This window comes from Chitinophaga sp. 10T418 (assembly GCF_056394125.1).
Genome location: NZ_JBFTHG010000004.1, coordinates 227,748 through 250,443, shown reverse-complemented (window position 1 = coordinate 250,443; position 22,696 = coordinate 227,748). Strand labels below are relative to the sequence as shown.

The following is a 22,696-nucleotide window of genomic DNA, read 5'->3' as shown; positions in this document are numbered from 1 at the left end:
TCTTTGCACCCTTTTAGTAAATCTGTTATAATCTGTTATAATACGCCTGACACAAATGAGCTTGAAGGATAAATTGGACTTACAACGGTTACCGCGCCATATAGCCATTATTATGGACGGGAACGGCCGTTGGGCAAAGGAGCGGGGACAAGACAGGCTGTACGGACACCACGAGGGGGTAGAAAGTGTGCGAAATATAGTGGAGACCTGTGCAGAACTTGGGATAGGTTATCTGACCCTATACGCGTTTTCTACCGAGAACTGGGACCGCCCGGTTTACGAAGTTAATGGCATCATGGAACTGCTTGTAAACACTATCCGGATGGAAGTGAATACATTGTCAAAAAATAATATCCGTTTGAGTGTAATAGGTGACATGGATATGTTACCTCCCCAGGCTCAACGGGAAATGGAGGAGGCAATAGCCCTTACAAGCCAGAATACCGGCCTCAATCTCATTATGGCTCTCAGCTACAGTGCAAGGTGGGAAATCGTGAATGCGGCCAGGAAAATAGCCCTGGACGTGAAAAATGGAGCCCTGGACCCAGCAGCTGTTACACCTGAGGTATGGGAAAAATATCTCTGTACCACCGGCCTGCCGGACCCTGAATTAATGATTCGTACCAGTGGGGAATGCAGGATCAGTAACTTCCTACTATATCAACTGGCCTATGCGGAACTGTATTTTACAGATACCCGTTGGCCGGATTTCCGCAATGAACATCTTTACCAAGCCATCTTAAATTACCAAACCAGAGAACGGCGCTTTGGCAAAACAAGCGAACAAATTCAGCAGAATGAAGAAATTATTTCCTAAGGGCCTTCTGGCTATAGCATTATGTTGCAGTGCAGGCATTCGTGTATCCGCTCAGCAAAAAGATACCGTGCCCCCCTCGCAGCCCCCTGCTAATCCGCCGGCCGTTTCTCCTATTAACATGGGAAATCCGCAACAGTACGAAATTGCCGATATTACCGTTGCCGGTACCCAATACCTGGATAAGTCATTGCTGCTGTCGCTTTCCGGCCTCAGTGTAGGTGACAAGGTAACCTATCCGGGTGGTGACCAGTTTACCAAGGCCATCCAAAGCCTTTGGTCACAAAGACTGTTCGCAGACGTGACCATCTACGTAACCAAAATTGAAGACAATAAGATCTGGCTGGAAATAGGATTAACGGAAATGCCCCGTATGTCCACTTTCTCCTTCAAAGGAATTAAAAAAACCGAAGCAGACGATATTGCTGCCAAAGCAACTTTGCGTAAAGGAAGTGTAATTACCCAGGCGATGAAACAAAACGTGATCGGGGTAGTACATAAATTCTATGCGGATAAAGGTTTTGGCAACGCCAGTGTAAAAATTGAAGAAAGAGCCGATAGTGGACAGGTGAACTCTAAACATGTGATCTTTACTGTTACTAAAGGAAGTAAAGTACGTATCGAAACAATTAATCTTGTGGGCAACTATAACATTGCCGATAACAAGATCAAGAAAAAGATGAAGGGTACAAAAGAGCGCTCCCGCTTTACCCTGCATCCTGATACGGAACATGTGTATGAAGACTCCCTGGCCCAGCCGGATGATTTCTGGCAAACCTATGGTTTCCTGCAACCTACCCGTGCACTGGAAAAGCTGGATCCTTATTTCCGCTTTAAACTGTTCAGCTCTGCCAAGTTCAACGAAACCAAATACCTGGAAGATAAAAGTAAAGTAGTCGGTCTCTATAACTCCAAAGGTTATCGTGATGCCCTCATCGTAAGGGATACTACTTACAAAACCCGCACGCAGAATCTGAATATTGATATGCAGATCTCTGAAGGAAAAAAATATTATTTCGGTGATATCACCTGGAAAGGTAATACCCGTTATTCCGACTCTGTATTGACCCGCTTACTCGGTATCAAGAAAGGGGATGTGTACAACCTGGAATTGCTCGAAAAAAGAATTGGTAAACAAATGTCACAGGAAGGTGGCGATATCAGTGGTTACTATATGGACTACGGTTACCTCTTCTTCCAGATCGATCCGGTGGAAATCGGGATCCGTGGAGATACCATCGACTACGAAATCCGTTTGCGTGAAGGTCCGCAGGCTACCATCAAGGAGGTACGCATTGCCGGTAACGAAAAAACAAATGAACACGTTATCCGCCGTGAGCTGCGCACTATACCAGGTGAAAAATTCAGCCGTCAGGATCTGATCCGTTCCAATCGTGAAATTGCCAACCTCGGCTTCTTCAACCCGGAAAAGATTGGTATGAACCCCGTACCTAACGTACAGGATGGTACCGTGGATATTGACTATACTGTAGAAGAAAAAGCCAATGACCAGTTGGAACTGTCTGCTGGTTGGGGTGGTTATATCGGGTTAACCGGTACCCTCGGCGTAACGTTCAATAACTTCTCTCTACGTAACATCTTCAGAAAAGAAACCTGGGATCCTTTACCAAGTGGAGACGGTCAGAAACTGTCTGTTCGTGTATCTTCCAATGGTAAAGCTTACCGTTCTTATAACTTCTCTTTCACTGAGCCATGGCTGGGTGGAAAAAAGAGAAACCAGTTTTCTGTGAGCTTCTATAGCAGCTACCAGAATCCTTATGCTTATAATGATTATTACAAACTGCCCGGAGATACCACTACTTCCACCAATGGTCACTTCAAGGTATTAGGTGCTTCTGTATCACTGGGTAAACAGCTGAAATGGCCGGATGACTATTTCACCCTGATTTACTCTTTGAACTACCAACAGTATAAACTGAAGAACTATAACTATTTTGGTATCCAGGGTTTTGAAAATGGTACCTCTAATAACGTGAACATTAAACTGACGCTGGCACGGTCTTCTGTGGATCAGCAGATCTTCCCGCGCAGTGGTTCCAACTTCATGTTATCAGCGCAGTATACGCCTCCATATTCCTTGTTTAATCCTGATAAGGACTATTCCAAGGAACCGGCTTCTGAGGCGTTTAAATTTATCGAGTACCAGAAGTATCGCTTTAACGCAGAATGGTATGTTCCTTTGAGCCGTCCGATGGGTAGTGATAACAAAACGTTTGTATTGAAAGTGGCGGCAAAGTTTGGTTATATTGGCCGTTACAACAACCGTACAACGTTGTCTCCGTTCGGTAGGTTTGAAATGGGTGGTGATGGTTTGAGTAACTTTGCTATCTACGATCGTGATATCATCTCCCAGAGAGGTTATCCGGTGTATTATACTTCCAATCCAAGTGTTAATCCTGAAAACGGACAACCTGCCAACTACTCTGGTTTCACGGTGTTTAATAAGTTTGTGATGGAACTGCGGTATCCATTCAGTCTGAATCCAAGTTCTACGATCTTTGGTCTGGCTTTCCTGGAGGCTGCGAATGGTTATAAGGATATTAAAGAATACAATCCGTTCCTGTTACGTCGTTCTGCTGGTATTGGTATGCGTTTCTACCTGCCAATGTTCGGATTACTTGGATTTGATTACGGTATTGGGTTTGACCGTCTTACGCCAGGTGGTGGTCTGAAAGACGCGGCTAAGTTTACCTTTATGCTCGGCTTTGAACCAGAATAATGTGAAAATAAATTATATATTGCAAGTTTAACCGTTGTTTTGGTTTTGCAAAAAATCTATTGTAGCATGAAAAAAATATTTATTACAGCCGCTATTGTATTGGCTATGGGCGGTGCAGCAAGTGCACAGCGCTATTGCGTGATAGATACAAAATATATACTGGAAAGTATTCCTGAATACAAGGAATCGCAGAAAAAGCTGGATGCCGTTGCTGAACAGTGGCAGAAGGAAATTGACGCTAAATTCCAGGAAGTAGATAAGATGTACAAGTCTTATCAGGCCGAACAGGTAATGCTGACGGAAGAACTGAAGCGGAAACGTGAAGACGAGATTGTAGCAAGAGAAAAAGAGGCAAAGGATTTGCAGAAGAAGCGTTTTGGTTACGAAGGAGATCTTTTCAAGAAAAGAGAAGAACTGGTAAAACCAATCCAGGACAGGATCTACAATGCTGTACAGAAGTTATCTGCCAGCAGAATGTTTGACTTTGTACTGGACAAGGCCGCAGGTGCCACCGTTATTTTCTCTGATCCCAAGCTGGACAAAAGCGAAGAGATTCTGAAATCCTTAGGGGTAAAGAAATAATCGTGTACCTATTTTTTAACTATAAGTATTTAAATTTTTTTAAACACAGACAACATCATGAAGAAGTACGTAATTATTGCTTTTGTGGCGGTTACCGGTTTGTTCAGCGTGAATGCAATGGCACAATCCAAAGTAGCGCATATCAATGCACAAGCACTGGTAGCCAGCATGCCGGAAGCTAAGAAGGCAGAAACTGATCTACAGACTTTTGCTCAGAGCCTGGAAGGTGAGGGTAAAACTATGGTGGATGAGTACACAAAGAAAATGAAGGATTTTGATGACAAGGCGGCCACTATGACCGACAATATGAAAGAAATCAAAGGTCGTGAAATCCAGGATGCTCAGAAACGTATCCAGGACTACCGCGAAGCTGCTGAACAGAAAGTACAGGCTAAACAGCAGGAACTGCTGAAACCTATCTACGATAAAGCACGCAAAGCCATTGAAGATGTAGCAAAGGAAAAAGGTTACGGTTATGTAATCGACAGCTCAGCTGGTATGCTGCTGGTTTCTCCTGCTGCAGATGATATCCTGGCAGCCGTTAAGACTAAATTAGGCGTTAAATAATTAATTATTTTAATGTAAAGGTGGAATGCGGCTAACACTGCATTCCACCTTTACATTTAGGAATTTGGATTTTAATTTTACTTTCTAAATATTTTCTGCTACCTTTGCCTTCCGTTTTAAAAAACAGTATACTTTAATTCGGGAGTTTTAGTATAGTACAGGTAAAAACAAAAAAAAGAAATGAAACGTACTTTTCAACCGCATAACAGACGCAGAAAGAGCGTTCACGGCTTCAGAAAGAGAATGGAAACCGCTAATGGCCGTAAGGTATTGGCTTCCCGTAGAGCAAAAGGTCGTAAGAAGCTGACTGTTTCTGACGAGCGTAAGCTGAAATAATTATAGTAGCTAAATACTATTTGCCATAAAAACTTATTCTTTTAGAAAGGAAGAAAGGTTAAAAAGCAGAAAACTTATTGAAACGCTTTTTCGTGAAGGAAAAGCGTTTTCTGTTTTTCCATACCGTGTGGTATACATGCCCCTACAGGAGCCGTGTAAATATCCTGTGCAGGTAGGCTTTAGTGCCGCTACCCGCAAGTTCCCACATGCAGTAGACCGTAACCGCATCAAACGCCTGGGCCGTGAAGCCTGGCGCCTGCAAAAGCAGGAGTTATATGACCACCTCCAGTCACAATCCCGGCAGCTCGCCGTTTTCCTGATCTACACCGACAAAAAAATAGCCTCCTTTTCTACCCTGCAAGGCAAAATTTCGGTAATTTTAAAGAAGCTGCAAACCAGTATTTAGCCTTTGGAAATTGGCTTTTAGCTGATTGCAGCAAATGGAGTATCCGATATCGCGGAATGCATCAATATTTTGTCACTAAAAGCTAATTGCTAAGAGCTAAAAGCTGTTTATATGAATCGTGTAGTGCGCTGGCTGACTTACCCATTTATTTTCCTGATAAAGATCTATCAATGGTTTATTTCGCCCCTGCTGGGCAGTAAATGCCGTTATACGCCCACCTGTTCTCAGTATGGGATCGAAGCATTTAAAAAATATGGGCCCCTCAAAGGTGGCTATCTCACCATAAAGCGTATATTGTCATGCCATCCCTGGGGTGGGCATGGATATGATCCGGTTCCCTGAACAGTGAAACCGGTTGCCAACTATTAATCGTTCATCTTATACATTCTTGCATGCGTGCGTTTTTTAATAAAAGAAAGAAACTGACAGCAGCGCTGTTGTTGCTGATTACAGCAGCAGGCATCTTTGCTTTCAATGAAAACGATAAATACTTCCAGATTGCCAAGAACCTGGACATATTCGCGGCTTTCTACCGGGAGTTGAACACTTACTACGTAGATGATCTGCCTCCTGAAAAAGTGATGCGCAAGGGCATTGAGGCCATGTTGGAAGAAACGGATCCTTTTACAGATTTTGTTTCCGAAGAAAACCTCGATGACCTCAAATTCATGGCTACCGGTAAATACGGCGGCGTAGGCGCCTCCATCAATACCAACGGTGAATGGACCTCTATCACTGATGTATACGAAGGCAGCCCAATGGATAAAGCCGGCGTAAAACCAGGTGATATCATTGTGAGCATGGACGGTAAATCCATAAAGAATGTGGCCCAGGAAGACGTGAGCAAACAACTGAAAGGCGCTGCAGGTACCCCGCTGGACATGGTTTTCAGAAATCCGGTAACCGGCGTGGAAACCCCAAAAAAGATCATCCGCGAAGAAATTAACGTAAAGTCCGTGAGCTACGCCGGCATACTGAAAAACGACATCGGCTACATAAAAATGACCCAGTTCACCGAAAACAGTGGCGCCATGGTACGCCGGGCGGTAGAACAACTGAAACAAACCAATCCTTCCCTGAAGGGAATGGTGCTGGACCTCCGGGGCAATCCCGGCGGCTTGCTGGATGAAGCTGTAGTCGTAGCCAATATTTTTGTAGATAAAAACAAACTCATTGTCAGCACCCGTGGTAAAGTGAAAAACTGGGATCGCAGCTACGAAACATCAGATCAGCCGGTAGACGTACATCTGCCATTAGTAGTACTCACCAATCATTCCTCTGCTTCTGCCTCAGAAATAGTGGCAGGCAGCATTCAGGACCTGGATCGCGGCCTCGTAATCGGCCAGCGCTCCTACGGCAAAGGACTGGTGCAAACCACCCGGCAGCTGCCTTATAACACCAAATTGAAGGTAACCACCGCTAAATATTATACGCCCAGTGGCCGTTGTATCCAGGCAATAGATTATTCTCACCGCAATGATGATGGCAGCGTAGACTATGTACCGGATTCCCTGCGTAAATCATTTACCACCATTGGTGGCCGCGCAGTGAAAGATGGTGGTGGTATAGAACCGGATGCGAAAGTAGAACCTACCTACATCAGCCAGGTAGCGATTAGCCTCATCCGCAAACAATTTATCTTCGATTATGCTACCAGTTATTATTACAACCATCCGAAAATAGCTGCTGCCGGTAGTTTCACGCTCACGGATGCGGAATTCGATGATTTCGAACGCTACCTCGACAACAAAGATTACAGCTATAAAACCCGTAGTGAAGAAGCACTGGACTCTTTCAAAAGCACCGCTAAGAAAGAAAAGTATTATGATGCGGTTGCCAAAGAACTGGAAACGCTGGAAACTAAAATGAAACATGATAAAAAGCAGGACCTGCTGAAAAATAAAGAAGAGATAAAACGCTTGCTGGAAGAAGAGATCGTTAACCGGTACTATTTACAGAGAGGTCGTATTATCAAATCACTGGAATGGGATAATGAAGTAAATACAGCTTCAGACATCCTGCATAATCAGGCTAAATATAAACAGTTGCTGACAGCTGCGAAATAAAAACACGGCTACTGATTTATTGAGAATAAGAAAATATAAAGCGCGCATTCCAGACCAGCCGGAATGCGCGCTTTATATTTTTGCCGGGTTACTAAAATTATGAATTCCGGTGAATTGTTTATATTTTGAGAAATCTCAGTGAATAATAAACAGTTATCATTTACAACCTAAAAGGGTTAAATCATGCCAGTAAATTCCAATGAAGACTCTCGCCGGAGTTTTATCAGCAAATTTGCCAAAGGAGTAGTGGGCGCATCGCTGCTACCCAGTATTCTGACTGCTGCTGACAAAAAAAGAAATATTGAATCGCTTTCCCGTTTAAGGGAAAAGTATAGTGCAAACGACCAGATTCAGATAGCGTTGATAGGCGCTGGTGGAATGGGTACTGCAGACGCCAACACCGCGATTACTGTACCGGGTGTGAAGCTGATAGCCGCCTGCGACCTTTACGATGGCCGCCTGGCAGATGCTAAAAAGAAATGGGGGAATGATATTTATACGACCCGCAATTACCAGGAAATTCTTGACCGCAAAGATATTGACGCTGTAATTATTGCAGTACCTGATTTCTGGCACAAGGATATTTCTGTGGCTGCTATGAACAAAGGCAAATCCGTGTATTGCGAAAAGCCAATGGTGCACGATATCACTGAAGGACCTGCGGTAGTAGAAGCACAACAACGCAATGGAAAAGTAGTATATCAGGTGGGTAGCCAGGGGATGAGTTCTCTCGGAAATGAAAAAGCAAGACAGCTGCTGAAAGATGGCGCTATCGGTAAACTGAACTATGCAGAAGGTTTCTGGGCGCGTATGTCGCCTACCGGTGCATGGCAGTACCCGATTCCGGCTGATGCATCCGCTAAAACTGTTGATTGGGAGGCTTACCTCAAGAACGCACCAAAGCGCGATTTTGACCCATTACGTTTCTTCCGCTGGCGTAATTATAAAGATTATGGTACCGGCGTATCAGGTGATCTGTTCGTACACCTGTTTTCCAGCCTTCACCTGGTAACCGGCTCCCTTGGTCCCAACAAAGTAATGGCTACCGGTGGCTTACGTTATTGGAAAGATGGCAGGGAAGTACCTGATGTAATGCTGGGTATGTTCGATTATCCTGAAACAGCTATACACCCTGCGTTTAACCTGTCGCTCCGCGTAAACTTTGTGGATGGTACCGGTGGTACCAATTACCTGCGTATGGTGGGTAGTGAGGGCTCCATGACAGTAGAGTGGGATAAAGTAACCCTGTATCGGAACAACGTACATGTAGACGAGAATGATCCGCTGGCAGCAGCGAATGCAGCGGCAGCCAACACAGGCAAATCATACGCCTATCACCGTGCAGAGATACTTCCACAGGAAAAAATGGAGTATGAAGCAGAGAAGGGTTATAAAGGTGCTCACTTCGATCATTTCTACAACCTGTTTAATGCGATGCGTACTGGTGGTAAAGTAGCAGAAAATCCTACTTTCGGTTTCCGCGCTGCTGCACCGGCATTGCTGTGTAACGAAAGCTATTTCGAAAATAAGATTATCCACTGGGATCCAACAAATCTTAAAGTGGTGAGCAAAGCGTAAAGCCGAAGGCAAAAAGCAAAAAGCTATTGTGTAGTAGAGTAAAGCGTATAACCGCTTATATCTCGTACATAATAGCTTTTTGCTTTTTGCCTTCGGCTTCAGGCCTTATTGCGCTGCTTCAAAGCGTTTGCTGATAGCGTTCCAGTCAATTACATTCCAGAATGCTTTCAGGTATTCCGGACGGCGGTTCTGGTATTTCAGGTAGTAAGCATGTTCCCAAACGTCTACACCCAGGATTGGCGTGCCTTTTACTTCAGCAACGTCCATCAGTGGATTGTCCTGGTTAGGTGTGGAAGAAACTTCCAGTTTACCATCTTTTACCAGCAACCATGCCCAACCTGAACCGAAGCGGGTAGCACCGGCAGTGTTGAATTTTTCCTGGAATGCTTCAAAAGAACCAAAGGTGCTGTTGATAGCATCTGCCAGTTTACCACTTGGAGCGCCGCCTGCATTAGGAGCGAGGCTGGTCCAGAAGAAACTGTGATTCCAGTGACCACCGCCATTGTTTCTTACAGCAGGACTGATTTTACCGGCATTAGCTACCAGTTCTTCCAGTGATTTGTTTTCGTTTTCTGTACCTGCAACTGCCTTGTTCAGATTGTCTACATAAGCCTGGTGGTGCTTACCGTGGTGAATTTCCATTGTCAGTTTATCGAAATTCGGCTCTAACGCGTCAGTTGCGTATGGTAAGCTCGGAAGTGTAAATGCCATAACTCAATTTTTTATGGGTTTTAAAATATGATTTCTTGATAGTCGCCAAATTTACTGCCAATCCGTTAAAATTTAGCCATTTAATTATTTAGTTATTTAGATATTTAGTTTCAGTTAGCCGCTTATATCTGTAAAACCCAATAACGCAACAGTAAAATAGGGAAATCAACTAATGCCTGGGCTTGATCATATGGAAAATTATTTTATATTTACGGATACTCGGTTTAACAGGACGTAACATTAGGCATATTTCGTGTGTGCTTGGTAGTTGTTTACCTATTGTTTGTTTAAAACTTATAGTATGCAGACAGGCTCGGACTCAGGGCAAAATTTTTCCCTCAATGCCTTACAAAAGGAAAATGAGTATTTAAGAAATCGTATTAATTGGCTGGAGAGCGTTTTACATCATGTACCCGCCATGATTTACAGCTACGACAATAATAGCAAATCCGTTACCTGGTGTAATGAACGCCTGGCAGAAACAGTCGGATTTTCTTCAGAAGAGATGACAGGCATGGGGATGGAGTTTTTCCGGCACATCATGCATCCGGAGGATTTTAAACTGGCAGCTGTAGCACAGCAATCGTTCATTAATAACAAGGCGCAATTTGGAGGCCTGGCCCGCATACGCAAAAAGGGTGAGGTAGATTACCGTTGGTTGCTGGGTCTGGAAGTACCCTTTACGCATGATAAGAATGGGCGGGTGGTAGAAATCATCTGTGCCTTCCTGGATCTGACCAATGCGATTGATACCAATGCACAGCTATCAGAAGCATTGAGCGCTATCCTGCGCCGGCAGAATGAAAACCTGTTTAATAAGCTGACACCAAGAGAGAAAGATGTACTGGCCATGGCCGTAAAAGGACTCAATAACAAGGAGATCGCCCATTCGTTGAACCTTAGCCGTTATACCGTAGAAACCCACCGGAAAAACATCCGTCTGAAACTGAAAGTGCGTAATACTTCCGAGCTGGTAACCATTGCACGCAAGATAGGATTTGAATAAAATAGAAAGGAGAAGATAGTATCAACATGTACGTTTGCACCCGCGTAGGTGCCTCACACTTTTTTTAGACCTTGTGCGTAGAACCCATAATTCTAAATCGTATTTTCCTGTCAACCAATAACTAGCCTAAAAATTTGTTAAAAAGATTTTTGCTAAAAATTGCTAAATTTTTTAAAAATACCCAATCTTGGGTATTTGCTCGTTTTTCAAACTCCACTAATTTAGTGAATTAAATATTACGTGTGTTTTTTAAACGCCCGACATGATTATTAGCCGAAATACCCCTATGACTATGATAACCGAGGAAAGAGCATTTTATATTTTGCAACTGGAAGAATCTGCAACTGCTGAAGAAATTGTGGCCCGCTATGAAATTTTGAAAGACCAATACAGGAGGATAAAAGATGAAACAGAAGACCTTAGAACACGGCTCGCCTATCAATTAAAACAAATAGAACTGGACGACGTATTTATCTATTTCAGAAGAAAACAAAGAATATAAAGGATAACTGACTAAGCTTTTTTATTATTCATTCGTTGTGTTTTTAAGCTCAGCTTTCATCCATTGTTATTTTCTTTATTACTACCTCCAAATTTTCTTCTTTTAATATATCCGTTGGGAAAACTATGCCTATCTACCCCTGTTGGCTTTATTTCAGTATATTTACGAGCTTAAACCCTACCTAAACAATCATACTATGAATGTGTACTTGATTACTTTACTGGTATTGGCGTTCCTGGTTTTAATGTCGTGCTTCGTTACTGTACAACAGGGTAACATCGGCGTAACGACCATCTTCGGTAAATACAACCGGGTATTGTTTCCAGGATTGAACTTCAAAATACCTGTTATTGAAAAGGTATTTAAAAGAGTATCTATCCAGAACAGGTCTGTAGAACTGGAATTCCAGGCAATTACCATTGATCAGGCGAACGTTTACTTCAAAGCCATGCTGTTATATGCCGTATGGAACCAGCAGGAAGAAACGATTAAGAATGTGGCTTTCAAGTTTATGGATGAAAGAAGCTTTATGCAGGCGCTGGTGCGCACTATTGAAGGTTCTATCCGTGGATTTGTGGCTACAAAAAGACAAGCAGAAGTACTGGGCCTGCGCAAAGATATTACCGAGCACGTAAAAGAGCAGATCGACAAAACCCTGGAAGAATGGGGTTTCCATCTGCTGGATCTGCAAATGAACGACATCACTTTTGATGAAGTGATTATGAAGTCCATGGCACAGGTAGTAGCTTCCAATAATCTGAAAGCAGCTGCTGAGAACGAAGGACAGGCATTGCTGATCACTAAAACCAAAGCAGCAGAAGCAGATGGTAATGCCATCAAAATTGCTGCAGAAGCTGAACGCCAGGCCGCTCAGCTGCGTGGTATGGGTGTGGCACTGTTCCGGGAAGAAGTAGCCAAGGGTATGAGTATGGCCGCTAAAGAAATGCAGCAGGCTAACCTGGATACCTCGGTGATCCTCTTTTCCATGTGGACAGAAGCCATTAAACATTTTGCTGAAAACTCAAAAGGAAACGTCATTTTCCTGGATGGCTCTTCTGAAGGTATGGATCATACCATGAAGCAAATGATGGGGATGAATAAACTGATGGATTCCAATAAGAAATAATTATCTTCTTTGTTCAAAGAAAGTTTTCATCAGTTGTAAACTTTCTTCGCTGCACGGACCGGCTTCCAGTTTTGTTTTAGGATGAAACGGGGACCGGTCACCGGTAGCTCTGCGATAGCTGTTCTTGTCATCTGCAGCCGCATACACAATCCTGCCAATCTTGCTCCAGTAAAGGGCTCCCGCACACATCAGGCAAGGCTCTACGGTTACAAATAAAGTAGCTTCCATTAAATATTTACTACCCAGTGTATTAAACGCGGCTGTTAATGCAATCATCTCCGCATGCGCCGTACAATCATTTAATCTTTCCACATGATTATAGCCACGGCCAATGATCCGGTTATTTAATACTACTACTGCACCAATAGGTACTTCTCCGTCTTCAAAGGCTTTGCGTGCCTCCTGCAGCGCCTGCCGCATAAAATGTTCATCGGTCATATATAGCTCTTAGCTGTTGGCAGTTGGCGGTTAGTCTTGGTACCGGAGTAGTGATAGACGAACGGCCAACTGCTTTTAGTGAATGATGTCTATTGAATAGCTGAAGAATAAAAGCTAGAGGCTAATATCTAACAGCTGAATGAATTCTTCTTCTGAAAGTATTTTAACGGTATTGATTTTCTTGGCTTTTTCCAGTTTGCTGCCGGCATCATCTCCCACTACGAGGTAGTTGAGTTTGCTGCTCACGCCACTCACTATTTTACCCCCTTCTTTTTCAACCATTTCTTCTGCGTCACTACGTTTTAGTTTATGCAGGGTGCCGGTAAATAAAAACGTTTGTCCGTTGAGGTTACCTGATGTAGGTGCTGACTTTTTAGTGTTTTCCATGTTGATGCCCAGCGCGGCCAGTTTATCCAGCATGGCGATGTTATCTTCATTGGCAAAAAACACACGGATAGAGCCGGCTACTTTCGGGCCTATATCTTCCAGTGCCAGGATCTGTTCTTCTGTCCAGTTTTGAAGATCCATGATATGCGTTACTGCGTTGGCCAGTGTTTTAGCGGTGGTTTCACCTACATAGCGTATACCCAGTCCGAATATGAGCCGGTGCAGCGGTTGTGTTTTGGATTGTGCAATGGCCGTTTCCAGGTTGGTCAGTGATTTTTTGCCGAAGCCTTCCAGTGCGCCTATTTTCTCAAAGTCCAGTTCGTAGATGCCCGGAATATCTTTCAGTAGTCCTAATGAAAAGAACTTGCGCACATTGCTTTCGCCAAAGCTTTTAATATCCATGGCGTCTTTACTCACAAAGTGAATCATTCTTTCCACTACCTGTGCTTCGCAGTTAATGTTGGTGCAGCGCCACACAGCTTCGTCTGCTGTTTTTACCAGCTTATCGTGACATACCGGGCAGTGGGTAGGGAACACAATGTCCTGTTCGCTGCCATCCCGCAGGTCGGCTACAGATTTTACGATGTAAGGTATCACATCTCCCGCTCTTTCTACCAGTACAGTATCGCCCAGCTTCAGGTCTTTCTCTTTAATCACTTCTTCATTAAAAAGAGAAATGGAGCCAACGGTAACGCCGCCAATGGGCACAGGATCAATCTTTGCCACAGGCGTAACAGAGCCGGTGCGGCCCACCTGAAATTCTACGCTGMGCAGCTTGCTGGTAGCCTGTCGTGCTTTGAATTTATAGGCAATAGCCCAACGTGGGTGATGCGTGGTCATGCCCAGTTTATCCTGCAGGTTATAGTCGTTCACTTTTACCACCATACCATCTATTTCATATGGGAGGTTATCGCGTTCATTTTCAAACCACAAACAATGATCAATCACCGCCTGAATGCCTTTGACTACTTTTTTTTCTTTGGCCGGACTGCGGAATCCCAGCGTAGATAATAGTTCCAGCGTGCCACTATGCGTTGTAAGCGCATCGGGTTCTGTTTGCCCCGGGTTTATGGTATGATAGCTCATATGGTACAGAAAAGCTTCCAGTCCACGTTTGGCCACTTCGTTAGGGTCTACCATCCGGAGGGAACCGGAGGCGGCATTGCGTGGATTAGCCAGTGGTGGTTGATTGTCGGCAATACGTTTTTCATTGAAGGCACTAAAGGTGTTTTTATTGATCAATACTTCCCCGCGGATTTCTATCTGGTGAATGCCGTATTTGGAGAACTTGGCAGACAATGGAATAGAGCGGATCTGTTTAATGTTGGTAGTAATATCTTCTCCCGCTACGCCATCGCCACGGGTGGCGCCACGTGTGAGCTGGTCATCTTCGTAAATCAGGGAAATGCTGGCGCCATCAAACTTAGGTTCAATGCAATATTCTATTTCAGGAATGCCGGCGCTTTCCCTGGCTTTGCGGTCCCAGTCAAGCAGATCATCTGCATTGTAGGAGTTCTCCAGACTGAGCATAGGTACCAGGTGAGGTACTGTAACAAATTCCTTGGTAAGCCCCTTGGCTACACGCTGGGTAGGGGAGTCGGCTGTGATGAGATCCGGATGTTCCAGCTCCAGCTTTTTAAGCCAGGCGAAAAGCTGATCGTATTCATAATCACTTATCACAGGTTCGCTCTGCACGTAGTAGCGCCAGTCGTTGTAACTGATCACACGGCGAAGGGCATCCAGGGTTTCATCAATGGATTGCAGCAGTTGCTGCTGCTGTAAGTGGCTGAGCAGATCTTTGGCCAGCTGCGCCAGGGTTATTTCTATCTCCTTTGTGTACATAATATGTGAAACTGAGACGTAAATTTAAACTTATCTTTCACGTTAGGGATATCTCTTCAAAAAATTCGGTGGATTTTGTTTTAAATGTGGTAATTTTTTCTTTCATTTGATTATAATTCTGCGTAAGAACAATTAACTGCGTTTTTCTGTAATTCCACGTTCCTTATGATGTCTATGTACACCAAGAACATCAATACGCACCTTGTAGAAATAAAAGACTATTTCAAGGTGGCGATTTCTGTAGACTGCGTTATTTTCGGCTTTAACAACGATGAGCTGAAGGTATTACTGATCGAATCAGATCTGAAAGAGTACAAAGGGAAATGGTCGCTGCTGGGCGATATTGTCCGGCCGGAGGAAGAGCTGGACGAAGCTGCTTATCGCGTGCTGAAAGCCCGTACAGGGCTGGATACTGTGTATATGGAGCAGGTACAGACCTTTGGTGCTATTCAGCGGCATCCTGCAGGCAGGGTGGTTACGGTAGCTTACTACTCTCTGGTGAATATTGAACATGTAGAGCTGAAGACGCATAATAACGAACTGCACTGGCATAGCGTTAAAGACCTGCAAGACATGGCCTTTGACCACAAGCAAATCCTGGATACCTGCCATGAGCGCCTGAAACAGCAGGTGCTGGTACAGCCTATCGGATTTAACCTGTTACCCCGTAAGTTCTCCCTCCGTGAGCTGCAAAATCTTTATGAAGCCATATTGGATATGGAACTGGACCGCCGCAACTTCAGAAAAAAGTTTTTATCCATGGATTTACTGATGGATTTAAACGAAGAAGAGGAAGATGTACCGCACCGTCCTGCCAAGCTCTACAAATTTAATTTTGATAAATATGACCAGCGTAAGAAGCGCTACCTGGGTATAGGCTTCTAGTGACGTTGTGATGGTACTTTTTTAGCCCGCACACACCTGTTTCTTATTATTTCCGTTAATTTTCATGAGGTCAAAATCCTTTACCAATAAGGATTTGGTAAGGTGCGTACCTGCAAATAATTTGCAGCATTCTTTTTCTTCAGAAAAAGAAAAAAAAGTTTGTATTTAACAAAAATTTAAGTAAGATTGTGTAAGATATACACATCCCAGAAAGCAACTTATTATTAGACATAAAACCAAAATTTAGGACTGATTCGCGCTAAGATTTTTTCACAGTATATTTCGTATGTAGAAAATTCCACTAAACAAGATTTAAAGACTACAAAATCATTCATCAATAAATTGATTTTATAGTTCCACGTTATGAATCATAAGACTGCTAAGCATTACTGCCTTGTGTCTTACTTTACGCTTTCCCTTGTACAGGCATTGTACAGGGGAAAGTTGTTTTAGGGAAATACTAAGCGATTTCGGAATCAGTTAAAAATTTTGCAACAAGACAAGGCCCCTGTTCAATCAATTCTAATTCTGGGTAAACCCGTGCTATACCGGCAGTTCAGCAGGTTTTTCCGTAACTTGCATTCTTCCTGTGGAGGAATGACAAAGACTGGATTACGACTAACGGATACCTAAAACTTACCATCATATTATGTCTTATACACCACAACATAAGGTTCGCATTGTAACAGCAGCAGCTTTATTCGACGGTCATGATGCGGCCATCAATATTATGCGGCGCATTATGCAGGCAAAAGGTGCCGAGGTAATTCATCTCGGGCATAACCGTTCTGCAGCGGAAATTGTAGACTGTGCTATTCAGGAGGATGCACAGGGAATAGCGGTAACATCCTACCAGGGTGGGCACGTGGAGTTTTTCAAGTATATGTATGACCTGCTGCAGGAAAAAGGCTGTGGCCATATAAAAATTTTTGGCGGCGGCGGTGGTACCATTCTGCCGGTGGAAATTGCAGAACTGCATGCATACGGCATTGCACGCCTCTATTCGCCCGATGATGGCCGGCAGATGGGACTGGAAGGCATGATTGAAGACCTGATCAGCCAGTGCGACATTGCCGTGAAACCACTCACAGAAGGTGGTAATGTGGAAGATATCCCGCAACTGCAAAAAGAAAAGAACCCGAAAATCATCGCCCGGTCTATCAGCCTGGCAGAAAATGATATGCCGGTAGCACTGCTCAAAGGACAGAAAACCAGCACCGCTGTAACGGTGGATGAAACGGCAACAGCACATATCACCCATACCGCAGCTGACCCGGAAAGATCTCCTGTACTGGGCATTACCGGAACAGGTGGCGCCGGTAAAAGTAGCGTCACCGATGAACTGGTGCGCCGCTACCTGAATCATACAAATGATAAAACGGTAGCCGTAATTTCGGTGGATCCATCCAAAAAGAAAACAGGTGGCGCTTTACTGGGCGACAGGATCCGTATGAACTCCATTCACCACCCCCGTGCCTACATGCGCTCCCTGGCTACCCGCGAAAGCGATAAAGCCATCAGTGAGCATATACAGGAAGCAATCGACATCTGCAAACTGGCTGCCTTCGATTTTATCATCCTCGAAACATCCGGTATAGGACAGAGCGATACTGCTATCACCGACTATTGCGATGTATCCCTGTACGTAATGACACCAGAGTATGGTGCTGCTTCCCAGCTGGAAAAAATTAACATGCTGGATTATGCAGATGTGATTGCCATCAACAAATTTGATAAAGCCGGCGCACTCGATGCTTTGCATGATGTGCGCAAACAATATAAACGCAACCACGGCCTCTGGGACGCCAAAGAAGATGCATTACCAGTAGTCGGTTCCATTGCCTCTCAATTCAATGATCCGGGTATTAACCTGTTGTTTGAAAGGGTAATGGAGAAAGTAGAAGAGAAAACCGGTACCAGCTTCGGCCCTATGGCCCATGAAAGCGTGAAATCTACTTCTACTAAATCACAGATCATTCCACCGGCAAGGGTACGCTACCTCGCCGAAATAGCAGAAGCCATCAGTGATTACAGCAAATGGACAGATGAGCAATGCAAAATCGCCACGCAGCTGTACCAGGTAGAAGGAGTCATCGCTTTGCAGCCAGCTCTCGCCGCCTCCCTCGCCGACATCAAAGCACACCTGGAGAAATCATTACACCCGGAGTGTAAAAAACTGGTGGAAGAATGGCCTGCCCTGCTGAAAAAATATACCGCTGATTTTTACGAATTCCAGGTAAGGGATAAAGTGATTAAATTACCACTCTATTCCGAAAGCCTTAGCCATAGTAGGATTCCTAAGGTTAGTTTACCTAAGTACAAAGACTGGGGCGATATTCTTCGCTGGCAGCTCACAGAAAATCTGCCTGGCGAGTTCCCTTATGCTGCGGGCGTATTTCCATTAAAAAGAGAAGGAGAAGATCCTACCCGCATGTTTGCCGGAGAAGGCGGACCGGAAAGAACCAATAAACGTTTCCACTATGTATCATTGGATCAACCGGCCAAGCGCTTGTCTACTGCATTTGACAGCGTAACTCTTTACGGCGAAGATCCTGCAGTAAGACCGGATATTTACGGTAAAGTAGGTAACTCCGGCGTGAGCATTGCCACTGTAGACGATGCTAAAAAATTGTACAGCGGATTTGATCTCTGTGATCCAAAAACCTCTGTATCCATGACGATCAACGGCCCAGCGCCCATACTGCTGGCATTTTTCATGAATGCCGCTATTGATCAGCAATGTGAAAAATACATCAAAGAAAATGGGTTGACCGACAAGGTAACCACACTGATAAAAACGAAATTCAAAGATCATCCGCTGCCGCATTACAGCGGCGACCTGCCAGCAGGTAACGATGGCCTGGGACTCCAGTTGCTGGGCATTTCCGGTGAAGAAGTACTGGACCGTGAGGTATATGAAAAAATAAAAGCACACGCATTAAGTACCGTTCGTGGTACCGTACAGGCAGATATCCTGAAAGAAGACCAGGCTCAGAACACCTGCATTTTCTCGACTGAGTTTGCACTGAAGTTAATGGGGGATGTGCAGGAATATTTTATCACAGAAAAAGTACGGAACTTCTATTCTGTGAGTATTTCCGGTTATCATATTGCCGAAGCCGGCGCCAATCCTATTACACAGCTGGCATTCACCCTGTCCAACGGATTTACCTATGTAGAGTACTACCTGAGCAGAGGCATGAGCATTGATGATTTTGCGCCTAACCTGTCTTTCTTCTTCAGCAACGGTATGGATCCTGAATATGCGGTAATAGGCCGTGTAGCCCGCCGCATCTGGGCAAAGGCCATCAAGTATAAATACAAAGGAAATGATCGTTCACAGAAGCTGAAATATCATATCCAGACTTCCGGCCGCAGTCTGCATGCACAGGAAATTGATTTCAACGATATCCGCACCACATTGCAGGCATTGTACGCCATCTATGATAACTGCAATTCCCTGCACACCAACGCATACGATGAAGCCATTACCACGCCTACAGAAGAAAGTGTGAGAAGGGCCATGGCTATACAGCTCATCATCAACCGGGAACTGGGTACCGCTAAAAACGAAAACCCGGTGCAGGGCGCTTTCTTTATTGAAGAGCTAACAGACCTGGTAGAAGAAGCCGTACTCAACGAATTTAATCGTATCACAGAACGTGGCGGTGTTTTAGGAGCGATGGAAAGAATGTATCAGCGTAATAAAATACAGGAAGAAAGCCTGTATTATGAATCACTGAAACATACGGGCGAATTCCCGATTGTAGGCGTAAATACTTTCCTGAATAAAAATGGGTCACCTACAATTATCCCGGCGGAAGTAATCCGTTCTACTACAGAAGAAAAAGAATTCCAGATACATACGCTGGAAGCCTTCCAGGAGAGACATCGGCACAAGAGTGCTGCAGCGCTGAAGCAGCTGCAGCTGGTAGCAGTGGGCAATGGTAATCTCTTCGCAGAACTGATGGAAACGGTAAAACATTGTTCCCTCGGACAGATTACACATGCACTGTACGAAGTAGGTGGACAGTACCGGAGAAATATGTAATTAAAGCGGAAAGCTTAAAGCAGAAAGCAAAAAGCTATTGAAGCGAATAACTAAAGTGGAAACAATACCCGCTCTGATAATTCGCTTCAATAGCTTTTTGCTTTCTGCTTTTTGCTTTCCGCTCTTTACATTATATTAGTATTACCTTTTATTGAACCATTATCTCCATAGAGTAGGGCGCCTATTTTTACAGCTTCACTTATCATCATCGTTATGAAGAAAATATTTTTCGTTTTCCTGTTTTTTGTGGGTTTACAAGCAACTGCACAAATCAAAGATACAGTGGCAAAACGTATTACATTACCCAATGGCTGGGCTTTAACGCCTGTGGGGCGTTCATTGCCATTGGGTGATTTACCATTGAACATGATACTGTCGCCTTCCGGGAAGTATCTGGCCGTTACCAATAATGGGCAAAGCCGGCAAACCATCCAATTGATAGATGCCGTAAAAGAGCAGCTGCTGGACGAAGTAACGATTCCGAAGTCATGGCTGGGATTGGCCTTTAGCAAGGATGAAAAGAAGTTGTATGCTTCCGGGGCCAACGATAATGTAATCTGGCAATATGCGATCACTAATAATAAATTGCAGGTAACAGATAGTATCCGGCTGGGCCTCGCCTGGCCGAAAGAAAAAATTTGTCCTACAGGTATGGTAATAGACCCATCACGTAACCGGCTATACGTAGTAACCAAGGAAGACAATAGTCTTTATGTGATCGATCTGCAGCAAAATAAAGTCATCTCACATATTCCTTTGGCGGCAGAAGCTTATACGGTCCTGCTGTCAAAAGATAGAAGCCACCTGTATATTTCCCTCTGGGGTGGTGATGCAGTGGCTGTGTTTGACATCGCTTCAGAGAAAATAAGCAATACGATTACCGTAGGCAGTCATCCCAATGAAATGATTCTATCTGCCAATGGGAAATACTTATATGTAGCTAATGCAAATGATAACTCGGTAGCCGTTATCAATACCGCAGATCATAAAGTAATTGAATCGTTGCAAACGGCATTGTACCCGGATGCACCCGCGGGGTCTACTACAAACGGACTGGCATTATCAGCTAATAATAAACAGCTGTACATTGCCAACGCAGATAATAATTGCCTGGCCGTTTTTGATGTGACCAATCCTGGCAAAAGCAGGTCTAAGGGATTTATACCAGTAGGTTGGTATCCTACCTGTGTAAGAGTAACGGGAAAGAAAGTATTCGTTGCCAATGGTAAAGGATTTACTTCTATGGCTAATCCTGATGGTCCTAATCCAATCAACAAAAAAGAGGAGAGTGGATCACATCAGGCGAATACAAGGAAAGACAGACCAGTACAATATATCGGTGGGTTGTTTAAAGGGACGTTGTCTGTTTTTAATGAACCAACAGATGCATTGTTGAGCCGCTGGTCCGGATGGGTATATGAGAATACACCTTATACAAAAGTGAAAGAACATACTGCTGCAGGAGAAGCTGGTAACCCGATTCCACGGACTGCCGGACAAACTTCTCCCATTAAATATGTTTTTTACATTATAAAGGAAAACCGTACCTACGACCAGGTATTGGGGGATATGACCGCAGGAAACGGAGATAGCAGCTTGTGTATTTTCCCTGAGCGTATTACGCCTAATCAGCATCGTTTATCCGGTGATTTTGTGTTACTGGATAATTTTTATGTAGATGCAGAAGTCAGCGCAGATGGACATAACTGGAGTATGGCGGCCTATGCTACCGATTACGTGGAGAAAACCTGGCCTACCAGCTATGGTGGCCGTGGTGGCACCTATGATTATGAAGGCAGCCGTAAAATAGCCTATCCAAAAAAAGGATTTATCTGGGATTATTGTAATCGTGCAGGCGTGACTTACCGTACTTATGGTGAGTTTGCGGGTAAAGGAAAAGCGGCGCTCAAATCACTGGAGAATAATTTCTGTACAGATTATCCATCTTTTGATCTGAATATCCAGGATGTAGTCCGGCAGCAAATCTGGCAACATGATTTTGATTCTTTGCTGGCGATTGACGCAGTGCCACATTTCAATAGTATCCGTTTAGGCAATGACCATACGAGTGGTATGCGGAAAGGCGCCTATTCGCCTTATGCTGCCGTGGCGGACAATGACCTGGCAGTAGGGCAGTTGGTTGATTACATCTCCCATAGTAAGATATGGAAGGAAAGCGCCATTTTTATTCTGGAAGATGATGCCCAGAATGGCCCTGATCACATAGATGCTCACCGTTCTACGGCCTATGTTATCAGTCCTTACATCAAAAGAAATGCAGTCAGTCATAATATGTATTCTACTTCAGGAATGTTGCGCACCATAGAACTGATACTGGGTTTGCCTCCTATGAGTCAGTATGATGCAGCTGCCAATCCTATGTGGGAGTTATTTTCTTCCACACCTGACCTGACACCTTATACCGTTTTACCCGCCCAGGTAGACATTCATGAAAGAAATGTGGCCTGGAATGAAAGTGCACGTCGTTCTGCTACTTTTGATCTGGCGCACGAAGACCGGGTACCGGACCTGGAGTTGAATGAAGTGGTGTGGAAGGCCATCCATGGAGAGCATTCAGTAATGCCAGCCCCCAGGAGAAGTGCTTTTGTGAAGTTACAGGCTACAGAAGAAGATGACGATTGATAAATCGATTAAGCAA

The 22,696-nt window shown here is 44.2% G+C and carries 18 protein-coding genes; 15 read left to right on the top strand and 3 right to left on the bottom strand.

Translation table 11 applies throughout. The features are described from left to right. The first annotated feature begins 55 nt into the window (after window positions 1-55). The 9 genes from AC1DCV_RS13175 (at window position 56) to AC1DCV_RS13135 (ending at window position 9,089) form a co-directional block, all read left to right on the top strand. Entirely contained in the window at window positions 56-817 is a 762-nt protein-coding gene (locus tag AC1DCV_RS13175; protein WP_477023590.1) for an isoprenyl transferase, read from the top strand. Further along, window positions 798-3,554, top strand: coding sequence for a BamA/OMP85 family outer membrane protein (locus tag AC1DCV_RS13170; RefSeq protein WP_477023589.1), 2,757 nt, complete (start codon window positions 798-800; stop codon window positions 3,552-3,554). The genes AC1DCV_RS13175 and AC1DCV_RS13170 overlap by 20 nt, the downstream gene beginning before the upstream one ends. Before the next feature lie 66 nt (window positions 3,555-3,620). Continuing rightward, window positions 3,621-4,136: an OmpH/Skp family outer membrane protein gene (locus AC1DCV_RS13165; protein WP_291925254.1), complete on the top strand. Its 516-nt coding sequence runs from the start codon at window positions 3,621-3,623 to the stop codon at window positions 4,134-4,136. A 57-nt stretch (window positions 4,137-4,193) separates the two neighbouring features. After that, the gene (locus AC1DCV_RS13160; protein WP_477023588.1) at window positions 4,194-4,703 is read left to right on the top strand and encodes an OmpH/Skp family outer membrane protein; all 510 of its coding nucleotides are present in this window, start codon (window positions 4,194-4,196) and stop codon (window positions 4,701-4,703) included. A gap of 180 nt (window positions 4,704-4,883) precedes the next feature. Continuing rightward, window positions 4,884-5,039, top strand: a complete 156-nt coding sequence (rpmH, locus tag AC1DCV_RS13155) for a 50S ribosomal protein L34 (RefSeq protein ID WP_012788729.1) — start codon at window positions 4,884-4,886, stop codon at window positions 5,037-5,039. A gap of 13 nt (window positions 5,040-5,052) precedes the next feature. Next, entirely contained in the window at window positions 5,053-5,445 is a 393-nt protein-coding gene (locus tag AC1DCV_RS13150) for a ribonuclease P protein component (RefSeq protein WP_477023942.1), read from the top strand. A 111-nt stretch (window positions 5,446-5,556) separates the two neighbouring features. Continuing rightward, window positions 5,557-5,787 carry a membrane protein insertion efficiency factor YidD gene (gene yidD, locus AC1DCV_RS13145; RefSeq protein WP_441577780.1) on the top strand — a complete coding sequence of 77 codons (231 nt, stop codon included), beginning with the start codon at window positions 5,557-5,559 and terminating at the stop codon, window positions 5,785-5,787. Between the two features lie 50 nt (window positions 5,788-5,837). Beyond that, window positions 5,838-7,511, top strand: a complete 1,674-nt coding sequence (locus AC1DCV_RS13140; RefSeq protein ID WP_477023587.1) for a S41 family peptidase — start codon at window positions 5,838-5,840, stop codon at window positions 7,509-7,511. 183 nt (window positions 7,512-7,694) lie between these two features. After that, window positions 7,695-9,089 carry a Gfo/Idh/MocA family protein gene (locus tag AC1DCV_RS13135; RefSeq protein ID WP_477023586.1) on the top strand — a complete coding sequence of 465 codons (1,395 nt, stop codon included), beginning with the start codon at window positions 7,695-7,697 and terminating at the stop codon, window positions 9,087-9,089. Between the two features lie 105 nt (window positions 9,090-9,194). Here the strand turns inward: AC1DCV_RS13135 and AC1DCV_RS13130 are convergent, their stop codons facing one another. Further along, a complete protein-coding gene (locus tag AC1DCV_RS13130; RefSeq protein WP_477023585.1) occupies window positions 9,195-9,800 on the bottom strand; it encodes a superoxide dismutase in 606 nt (201 codons plus the stop codon). Window positions 9,801-10,101: 301 nt separating this feature from the next. Between AC1DCV_RS13130 and AC1DCV_RS13125 the strand changes: the two genes are divergently transcribed. From AC1DCV_RS13125 to AC1DCV_RS13115, 3 genes are all read left to right on the top strand, one after another. Further along, entirely contained in the window at window positions 10,102-10,806 is a 705-nt protein-coding gene (locus AC1DCV_RS13125) for a LuxR C-terminal-related transcriptional regulator (protein WP_477023584.1), read from the top strand. A gap of 286 nt (window positions 10,807-11,092) precedes the next feature. Further along, a complete protein-coding gene (locus tag AC1DCV_RS13120) occupies window positions 11,093-11,308 on the top strand; it encodes a hypothetical protein (RefSeq protein ID WP_477023583.1) in 216 nt (71 codons plus the stop codon). 196 nt (window positions 11,309-11,504) lie between these two features. Continuing rightward, window positions 11,505-12,434: an SPFH domain-containing protein gene (locus AC1DCV_RS13115; protein WP_477023582.1), complete on the top strand. Its 930-nt coding sequence runs from the start codon at window positions 11,505-11,507 to the stop codon at window positions 12,432-12,434. Here AC1DCV_RS13115 and AC1DCV_RS13110 read toward each other — a convergent pair whose 3' ends face one another. Further along, a complete protein-coding gene (locus tag AC1DCV_RS13110; protein WP_441577786.1) occupies window positions 12,435-12,872 on the bottom strand; it encodes a nucleoside deaminase in 438 nt (145 codons plus the stop codon). 114 nt (window positions 12,873-12,986) lie between these two features. Further along, window positions 12,987-15,101: an NAD-dependent DNA ligase LigA gene (ligA, locus tag AC1DCV_RS13105; protein WP_477023581.1), complete on the bottom strand. Its 2,115-nt coding sequence runs from the start codon at window positions 15,099-15,101 to the stop codon at window positions 12,987-12,989. A 165-nt stretch (window positions 15,102-15,266) separates the two neighbouring features. Here ligA and AC1DCV_RS13100 point away from each other — a divergent pair, with 165 nt between their 5' ends. The 3 genes from AC1DCV_RS13100 to AC1DCV_RS13090 all read left to right on the top strand — a co-directional run bounded on the left by AC1DCV_RS13100 (window position 15,267) and on the right by AC1DCV_RS13090 (window position 22,680). Beyond that, on the top strand, window positions 15,267-15,986 hold the full coding sequence (locus AC1DCV_RS13100; protein ID WP_441577788.1) for an NUDIX hydrolase: 720 nt from the start codon (window positions 15,267-15,269) through the stop codon (window positions 15,984-15,986). Window positions 15,987-16,635: 649 nt separating this feature from the next. Beyond that, on the top strand, window positions 16,636-20,037 hold the full coding sequence (locus AC1DCV_RS13095; RefSeq protein ID WP_477023580.1) for a methylmalonyl-CoA mutase family protein: 3,402 nt from the start codon (window positions 16,636-16,638) through the stop codon (window positions 20,035-20,037). 213 nt (window positions 20,038-20,250) lie between these two features. Further along, entirely contained in the window at window positions 20,251-22,680 is a 2,430-nt protein-coding gene (locus AC1DCV_RS13090) for a beta-propeller fold lactonase family protein (protein WP_477023579.1), read from the top strand. The last annotated feature ends 16 nt before the right edge of the window (window positions 22,681-22,696 follow it).